The organism is Pelagibius sp. (assembly GCF_028289705.1).
GTDB lineage: Bacteria > Pseudomonadota > Alphaproteobacteria > Kiloniellales > Kiloniellaceae > Pelagibius.
Genome location: NZ_JANQOI010000158.1, coordinates 20,080 through 27,224, shown reverse-complemented (window position 1 = coordinate 27,224; position 7,145 = coordinate 20,080). Strand labels below are relative to the sequence as shown.

The following is a 7,145-nucleotide window of genomic DNA, read 5'->3' as shown; positions in this document are numbered from 1 at the left end:
ATCTGGTGATGCTGGGGCGGGCGCTGCTGGCGAACCCGCATTGGGCTTACGACGCCGCCCGGGCGCTGGGCATCGAACGGCCGGCCTGGACCCTGCCGGCGCCCTACGCCCACTGGCTGGACCGCTACCGCGCCGCCTGATCCCGGACCGCTTCCAGGTCCGCGCCCGTATCGATATCGCAGAGGGTTTCGATGAGGGCGATCCGCCGGCCCTGCAGATTGGCCAGGGTGTCGGCAAGAGTATCGGCGCTCGACCAGCGCACCCCCTCGAAAGGGGTTTGCAGGCGCGGGCGCCGCCGTGCACCCACCAGCCAGTAGCCGCCATCCGCCGCCGGCCCGAAGACCCAGTCGTGGGCGCCGAGTTTGCGAAAAGCCCCGGCGATATGGCCGCGGGTGATCCCGGGAATGTCGCTACCGACGATCACCACCGGGCCGGGCGGCAGGTACTCGAAAAGGCCGGACATGCGCCGGCCGAGGTCGCCGCCGCCCTGGGCCACCAAACGTCCCTGAAAGGGCCACAGGCCGCGCCCGTCGCGGGTGGCCGTATCGGGGGTCACGGCCAGCCAGGTGAGCCAGCGCGGATCGCCGGAGAGGTCGCGCAGCAAAGCCGCCGTGTGACTTCGGTAGAACCGCAGAGCCGCAACCGCCCCGACGTCCCGTGCCAGACGCCGCTTCACGGTGCCCAGGCGCGGGGCCCGGGCCATGACGACGAGATGGTTTCGAAGGCCGCCCATGGTGCGGCAGTCTAGCGGGCGAACGCGCTCGGTAACCACATTGTTCTTGTTTTGTTCCATTCGATCGGCTAGCCTGAAGGCATGGTTGATCTGTTCCCTGACAGACCTAAGAAGGGCCGTGGCGCCGTCAGCAATGCCAGCGGGCGCTACGAGCCCTTCTCCCGTGTCCTGGTGGACGACGGCTGGGGACAGGACCCGACCCATGGCGGCTTCGGCGAGCCGGGATTCGGCGACGGCCCGCGCCCACAGCCCACTGAGGTGATCTGGGACGCGACCCGCACGATCATCGCCCGCAACACCTCCCCCGACGTTCCCTTCGACCGCTCCATCAATCCCTATCGCGGCTGCGAGCACGGCTGCATTTACTGCTTCGCCCGGCCGAGCCACGCCTGGCTCGGCTACTCCCCCGGGCTGGATTTCGAAACCAAGCTGCTGGCCAAGCCGGAGGCGGCGGCGCTGCTGCGGCGGGAACTGGCGCGCAAGTCCTACCGCCCCGAGCCCATTGCTCTCGGCACCAACACCGACCCCTATCAGCCCATCGAAAAGCGGCTGCGGATCACCCGGGGCATCCTGGAGGTGCTGCGCGACTGCCGCCATCCCTTCACCATCGTCACCAAGTCCAACCTGGTCACCAGGGACCTCGACATCCTCGCCCCCATGGCCCAGGCCAAGCTGGTGCGGGTGATGGTCTCGGTCACCTCCCTGGACCGGGAGCTGTCGCGGATCATGGAACCGCGGGCGCCGACCCCGGCGCGGCGGCTGGAGGCGGTGCGCACCCTCAATGCCGCCGGTGTTCCCACCGGGGTGCTGACCGCGCCGATGATCCCGGCGATCAACGATCTGGAACTGGAGGCCCTGCTGGAGGCGGCGGTCCGCGCCGGAGCCAAGTCCGCCGGCTACGTGCTGCTGCGCCTGCCCCTGGAGATCAAGGACCTCTTCGACGAGTGGCTGGAAGCCCACTTCCCGGACCGCAAGTCCAAGGTGCTGAAGCTGGTCCGCGACACCCGCGAGGGCGGGCTCTACCAGGCCCAATTCGGCCTGCGGCAACGCGGCAGCGGCGTCTATGCCGATCTCCTGGCGCAGCGCTTCAAGCGGGTCGAGCGGCGGCTCGGCCTGAACCGCGGAGAGGCCCCCCTGGACGTCAGCCAGTTCGAGCCGCCCAAGCCCGACGACAAAGCCGACCGGCGGCAGCTCTCGCTGCTCTGACCAAGCCGGATTTGCCGTGCCGGCTCCACGGCAGCAGGCCGGCGGCTTGATCTGTCCAATTTGCTGTATTTCCACGATTCCCGAGGCCGCTTTCACTCTTTTGAAAGCCGCGGCCAGCGACAATTGACCGCGGCGCGCGGGCAGGCGCCGGCGGCGGGCGCAGAGCGGCAAAAGCGGGAGCAGCAAAGTGGAGGGCCATAGCAGCAGCATCACCGAGCTGGCGATCGTGGTGGTCGCGGCGCTGGGGTGCGGCCTGCTGATGCGCTATTTCCGCCAGCCGATCCTGCTGGGCTACATCCTCGCCGGGGCCGCCCTCGGGCCCTCCGGCTTCGGCTTTGTCGAGAATCGTGATCAGGTGCGCCTGTTGGCCGAGCTGGGCGTGCTCATGCTGCTGTTCTTCATCGGCATGGAGCTGCACCTGCGCGGCCTCAAGGCGGTCTGGCGGATCGCCATCCTGACCACCCTGTTCCAGATCGCCGTCGGCGTGCTCGCCATGTCGCTGCTGGGGCTCTACCTCGACTGGCCGCTTCCGCTCACGGTGGTGCTGGGCTTCGTCGTCGCCCTCTCCTCCACCGCCGTGGCCATCAAGATGCTGGAGGAGATCGGCGAGAAGGGCACCCGGGTCGCCAACGTCACCATCGGCATCCTCATCGCCCAGGACCTGGCGGTCATTCCCATGATGCTGGTGGTCAGCGCCTTTCAGAGCGATGCCGGCGGCATCGGCCTGGAGGCCATCGCCAAGATCGGCCTCTCCATCGCCTTTCTCGCCGTGGTGCTGATCTTCCTGGGCCGCGGCAAGCGCCTGCGCCTGCCCTTTGCCAAGACCGTCGGGCGCAACGCCGACCTCACCCCGCTGGCCGGCCTCGCCTTCTGCTTCGGGGCCGCCGCCCTTTCCGGCCTGCTCGACCTCTCGGCCTCCTACGGCGCCTTCCTGGCCGGCCTGGTGATCGGCAACTCCACCAGCCGGCGGGTGATGATGCACTACACCGCGCCGATCCAGTCGGTGCTGCTGATGGTGTTTTTCCTCACCATCGGCCTGCTGATGGACCTCCGCTACATCTGGGACAACCTGGGCACGGTCCTCTTCATCGTCACCTTCGTCGCGGTCCTGAAGACCGCCCTCAACATCGTGGTCATCCGCGCCATGGGCGAGACCTGGCCGCGCGCCTTCCTCTCCGGCGTCGCCCTGGCCCAGCTCGGCGAGTTCTCCTTCATCCTCGCCGCCCTCGGCCTCACCGCCGGGGTGATCTCGCCGGAGGAGCACCGCCTGCTGGTGGCGGTGACCGTGCTCTCGCTCATGGGCAGCCCCTTCTGGATGGAGGCCGCGCGGCGATTGCACCGGATCGCCCTGCTCGGCATCACCTCCGGGCGCGAGACCCTGCGCCTCACCGTGGGGCCCGAGGCCAAGGCCCTCGGCCGCTCCGGCGGGCGCATCGGCGGCTGGGCCCTGTGGCTCGCCCGCCCCCTCCTCGGCGACAAGACAGTGGCGCCGGAGGCGCCGGCGGGCCAAGATGCACCCGCCGAGTCCAAGGCGCCCTCAACACCGGTGGTGCGGGGCCGCCCCCTGACCCCGGAGCCGGGCGGCGCCGAGGCGGACTGACGGCCGGGCCGCAAGGCCGTGCATGAGGTGCAACTCTTTCGAGCTTGGTTTTCCGTCCTTGCCCGATTTCTCCCTTGAACAAGAACTTGGCCAGGACCGCGGATTGACGGTGATCGGCCTCGACGAGGCCGGGCGCGGCCCCTGGGCCGGACCGGTTGTCGCCGCCGCTGTCTGGCTCGACCCGACCGCGCTGCCCACCGACCTGCGCGGCGGCCTGGACGATTCGAAAAAACTCAGCGCCGCCCGGCGCGACACCCTCTTCGAGGCCTTGCTGGCGCTCGGTCCGGATGAGGCCGCCATCGCCCCGGCGGAGGCCAGCGTCGCCGAGATCGATTCCCTGAACATCCTGCAGGCCTCGCTGCTCGCCATGCAACGCGCGGCGGCCGCGCTCTCCCTGGCCGCCGATGCCGCCCTGGTGGACGGCCGCCAGACACCGGTGCTTCCCTGCCCGGCCCGGGCGGTGGTCAAGGGCGACAGCCGCTCCCTTTCCATCGCCGCCGCCTCGGTGGTGGCAAAGGTCAGCCGCGACCGCAGGATGGCGGCCCTGGCCGGCGACTACCCCGGCTACGGCTGGGAACGCAACCAGGGCTACGGCACGCCGGAGCACCGCGCCGCCATCGCCCGCCTGGGCATCACCCCGCTGCACCGGCGCTCGTTTCGCCCGATCCGCGAGGCATTGGCCCTAACATCTTGAGTCCAAAGACTCTTGACGCGGAGAGTCCGGTGACTCAGGATGCCCGCTTCGCGTGCCCGGAAGGGTGCGCAGCAAGGGGGAACAGCCTGGCGTGCAGAAGGATGTGGTCAAGCAGGGCGACTGCATTGCGTTGATGGAGGCCATGCCGGAGGCCTCGGTCGACATGGTCTTTGCCGACCCGCCCTACAACCTCCAGCTCGAGGGGGAACTCTACCGCCCCAACAACACCCGCGTCGACGCGGTGGACGACGCCTGGGACCGGTTCGACAGCTTCGCCGCCTACGACGACTTCACCCGGCGCTGGCTGCGCGCTGCGCGCCGCGTGCTGAAGGACAGCGGCACCCTCTGGGTGATCGGCAGCTACCACAACATCTTCCGCGTCGGCACGGCGCTGCAGGACCTCGAGTTCTGGATCCTCAACGACGTGGTCTGGCGCAAGTCCAACCCCATGCCCAACTTCCGCGGCCGGCGTTTCACCAACGCCCACGAGACCCTGATCTGGGCGGCCAAGGACAAGGACACCCGCTACACCTTCAACTACGACGCCATGAAGCGGCTGAACGACGACCTGCAGATGCGCAGCGACTGGCTGATCCCCATCTGCAGCGGTTCGGAGCGCCTGAAGAACACGGCCGGCGACAAGGGCCATCCGACCCAGAAGCCGGAAGCCCTGCTGCACCGCGTGATCATGGCCGCCACCAAGCCCGGCGAGACCGTGCTCGACCCCTTCTTCGGCAGCGGCACCACCGGTGCGGTGGCCAAGAAGCTGGGGCGCCGCTTCATCGGTCTGGAGCGCGATCCGGCCTACATCGCGCTCGCCGAAAAACGCATCGCCCAGGTGCAGCCGGTGAAGGATCTGGAACTCGTGGACGCCCCGGCCAAGCGACAGGAGCCGCGCATTCCCTTCGGTTGGCTCATCGAGCACGGCCTGCTGGAGCCGGGCACCGTCCTCTACGGCCCGCACAAGGGCTGGCGCGCCAAGGTGCGCGCCGACGGCACCCTGATCACCAGCGACTTCAAGGGCTCGATCCACCAGGTGGGCGCCCACCTGCAGGGCGCGCCGTCGTGCAACGGCTGGTCCTTCTGGTCGGTGAAGTCCGCCGACGGCAAGCCGGTCTCCATCGACGTGCTGCGCCAGAAGCTGCGCGCCAACCTCGGCAAGACGCTGAACTGATTGGCCGAATTCTCAGCCGTCACCCCGGACCTGATCCGGGGTCCATGGAACCCGCAGTCCCGGTGTTTGCATTGACAGGCATTGCGAACGGGACGATGGATCCCGGATCAGGTCCGGGATGACAGCCAGTGGGCCAAAACAATCCGGAAAGTCCTACAACGCCTGCGTCCCCGCCTCGCCGGTGCGGATGCGCAGGGCGTCGCCGAGATCGAAGACGAAGACCTTGCCGTCGCCGATCTTGCCGCTGCGCGCGGCCTCCTGCACCGCTTCCAGCACGGCCTCGGCCTGCTCGTCGGTAACCGCGATCTCGATCTTGATCTTGGGCACGTAGTTGATCTCGTATTCCGCCCCGCGATAGACCTCGGTATGGCCCTTCTGGCGGCCGTAACCGTAGACATCGCTGGCCGTCAGGCCGTGCACGCCGAGGGCGCCGAGCGCCTCGCGCACGCGGTCCAGGCGGTGCGGCTGGATGATCGCCGTGATGTACTTCATGCTCGGCCTCCCTTCTAGGGCTCCCTTCTAGGGGTTGTAGGCTTTTTCGCCATGGGCGGTGAAGTCCAGCCCTTCGATCTCGTCGTCCTCGCTGACCCTGAGCCCGATGGTGAGGCTCACCGCCTTGACGATGACGAAGGTCGCCACCGCGCTCCAGACGATGGTGGCGGCGACGCCGGAGAGCTGCACGACGAACTGGCTGAAGGCCCCGCCCTCCGCGTTGACGCCGCTGCCGCCGGGCAGGGCGGCGAGGAAGGCCACCAGCAGGGTGCCGGTGGCGCCGCCGACGCCGTGCACCGCCAGCACGTCCAGGGAATCGTCGATCTTCAGGGTCCGCTTGACGATGTCCACGGCGACGTAGCAGAGCAGCCCGCCGAAGAGGCCGAGCAGGATGCCGCCCATGGGCCCGACGAAGCCGGAGGCCGGGGTGATCGTGGCGAGGCCGGCGATGGTGCCGGTGACCAGGCCCACCAGGCTCGGCTTGCCGAAGCGCACGGTCTCGATCACCAGCCAGACCAGCGAAGCCACGGCGGCGGAGAGGTGGGTGACCAGCATCGCCATGCCGGCATCCGCACCCGCGCCGAGGGCCGAGCCGGCGTTGAAGCCGAACCAGCCGACCCAGAGCAGGCAGGCGCCGACCATCACCATCCAGGGCGCATGGGGCGGGCGGATGCTCTGGGGAAAGCCCGACCGCGGCCCCAGCATGGCGGCGATCACCAGGGCGGAGACGCCGGCGGTGACGTGGACCACGATGCCCCCGGCATAGTCCATCACGCCCCAGGCGTAGAGCCAGCCGCCGCCCCAGACCCAGTGGGTGACCGGCACGTAGACCAGCAGCAGCCAGACCGCGGAGAAGGCCATTACCGCGCCGAAGCGGATGCGCTCCACAAAGGCGCCGACGATCAGCGCCGGTGTGATGACGGCGAAGGTCATCTGGAACATGACGAAGACCGTCTCCGGCAGGCCGGTATCGGGGAAGACCGCGCCGCGCTCCACCCCTGCGAGAAACACCTTGGAGAGACCGCCGATCAGGGCGTTGCCGGCCTCGAAGGCCAGCGAGTAGCCGCAGACGAACCAGATCACGCTGGCCAGCGCCGCAATGGAAATACAGTGCATCAGCACCGAGAGCGTGTTCTTGGTCTGCACCAGCCCGGCATAGAACAGCGCCAGACCCGGCAAGGTCATCAGAAGAACAAGGGCCGTGGATGTGAGAATCCAGGCCGTATCGCCACTGTCGATCATCAGC

At 68.7% G+C, this 7,145-nt stretch carries 7 protein-coding genes; 4 read left to right on the top strand and 3 right to left on the bottom strand.

Going from position 1 to position 7,145, the window contains the following annotated elements:
• Positions 1 to 124: 124 nt before the first annotated feature.
• Complete coding sequence (locus Q0996_RS19765; protein ID WP_299623812.1) at positions 125 to 793, bottom strand: TIGR04282 family arsenosugar biosynthesis glycosyltransferase; 669 nt, start codon at positions 791 to 793, stop codon at positions 125 to 127.
• A gap of 21 nt (positions 794 to 814) precedes the next feature.
• Between Q0996_RS19765 and Q0996_RS19760 the strand changes: the two genes are divergently transcribed.
• The 4 genes from Q0996_RS19760 (at position 815) to Q0996_RS19745 (ending at position 5,407) form a co-directional block, all read left to right on the top strand.
• The gene (locus tag Q0996_RS19760) at positions 815 to 1,939 is read left to right on the top strand and encodes a PA0069 family radical SAM protein (RefSeq protein WP_299623810.1); all 1,125 of its coding nucleotides are present in this window, start codon (positions 815 to 817) and stop codon (positions 1,937 to 1,939) included.
• A 187-nt stretch (positions 1,940 to 2,126) separates the two neighbouring features.
• Entirely contained in the window at positions 2,127 to 3,539 is a 1,413-nt protein-coding gene (locus tag Q0996_RS19755) for a cation:proton antiporter (RefSeq protein ID WP_299623808.1), read from the top strand.
• A 58-nt stretch (positions 3,540 to 3,597) separates the two neighbouring features.
• Positions 3,598 to 4,233, top strand: a complete 636-nt coding sequence (locus Q0996_RS19750) for a ribonuclease HII (protein WP_322096761.1) — start codon at positions 3,598 to 3,600, stop codon at positions 4,231 to 4,233.
• Positions 4,234 to 4,366: 133 nt separating this feature from the next.
• Positions 4,367 to 5,407: a site-specific DNA-methyltransferase gene (locus Q0996_RS19745; RefSeq protein WP_299623814.1), complete on the top strand. Its 1,041-nt coding sequence runs from the start codon at positions 4,367 to 4,369 to the stop codon at positions 5,405 to 5,407.
• 153 nt (positions 5,408 to 5,560) lie between these two features.
• Here Q0996_RS19745 and Q0996_RS19740 read toward each other — a convergent pair whose 3' ends face one another.
• Together Q0996_RS19740 and Q0996_RS19735 are read right to left on the bottom strand one after the other, a co-directional pair.
• On the bottom strand, positions 5,561 to 5,899 hold the full coding sequence (locus tag Q0996_RS19740; protein WP_299623802.1) for a P-II family nitrogen regulator: 339 nt from the start codon (positions 5,897 to 5,899) through the stop codon (positions 5,561 to 5,563).
• 27 nt (positions 5,900 to 5,926) lie between these two features.
• Positions 5,927 to 7,141 carry an ammonium transporter gene (locus Q0996_RS19735; RefSeq protein WP_299623800.1) on the bottom strand — a complete coding sequence of 405 codons (1,215 nt, stop codon included), beginning with the start codon at positions 7,139 to 7,141 and terminating at the stop codon, positions 5,927 to 5,929.
• Between the last annotated feature and the right edge of the window lie 4 nt (positions 7,142 to 7,145).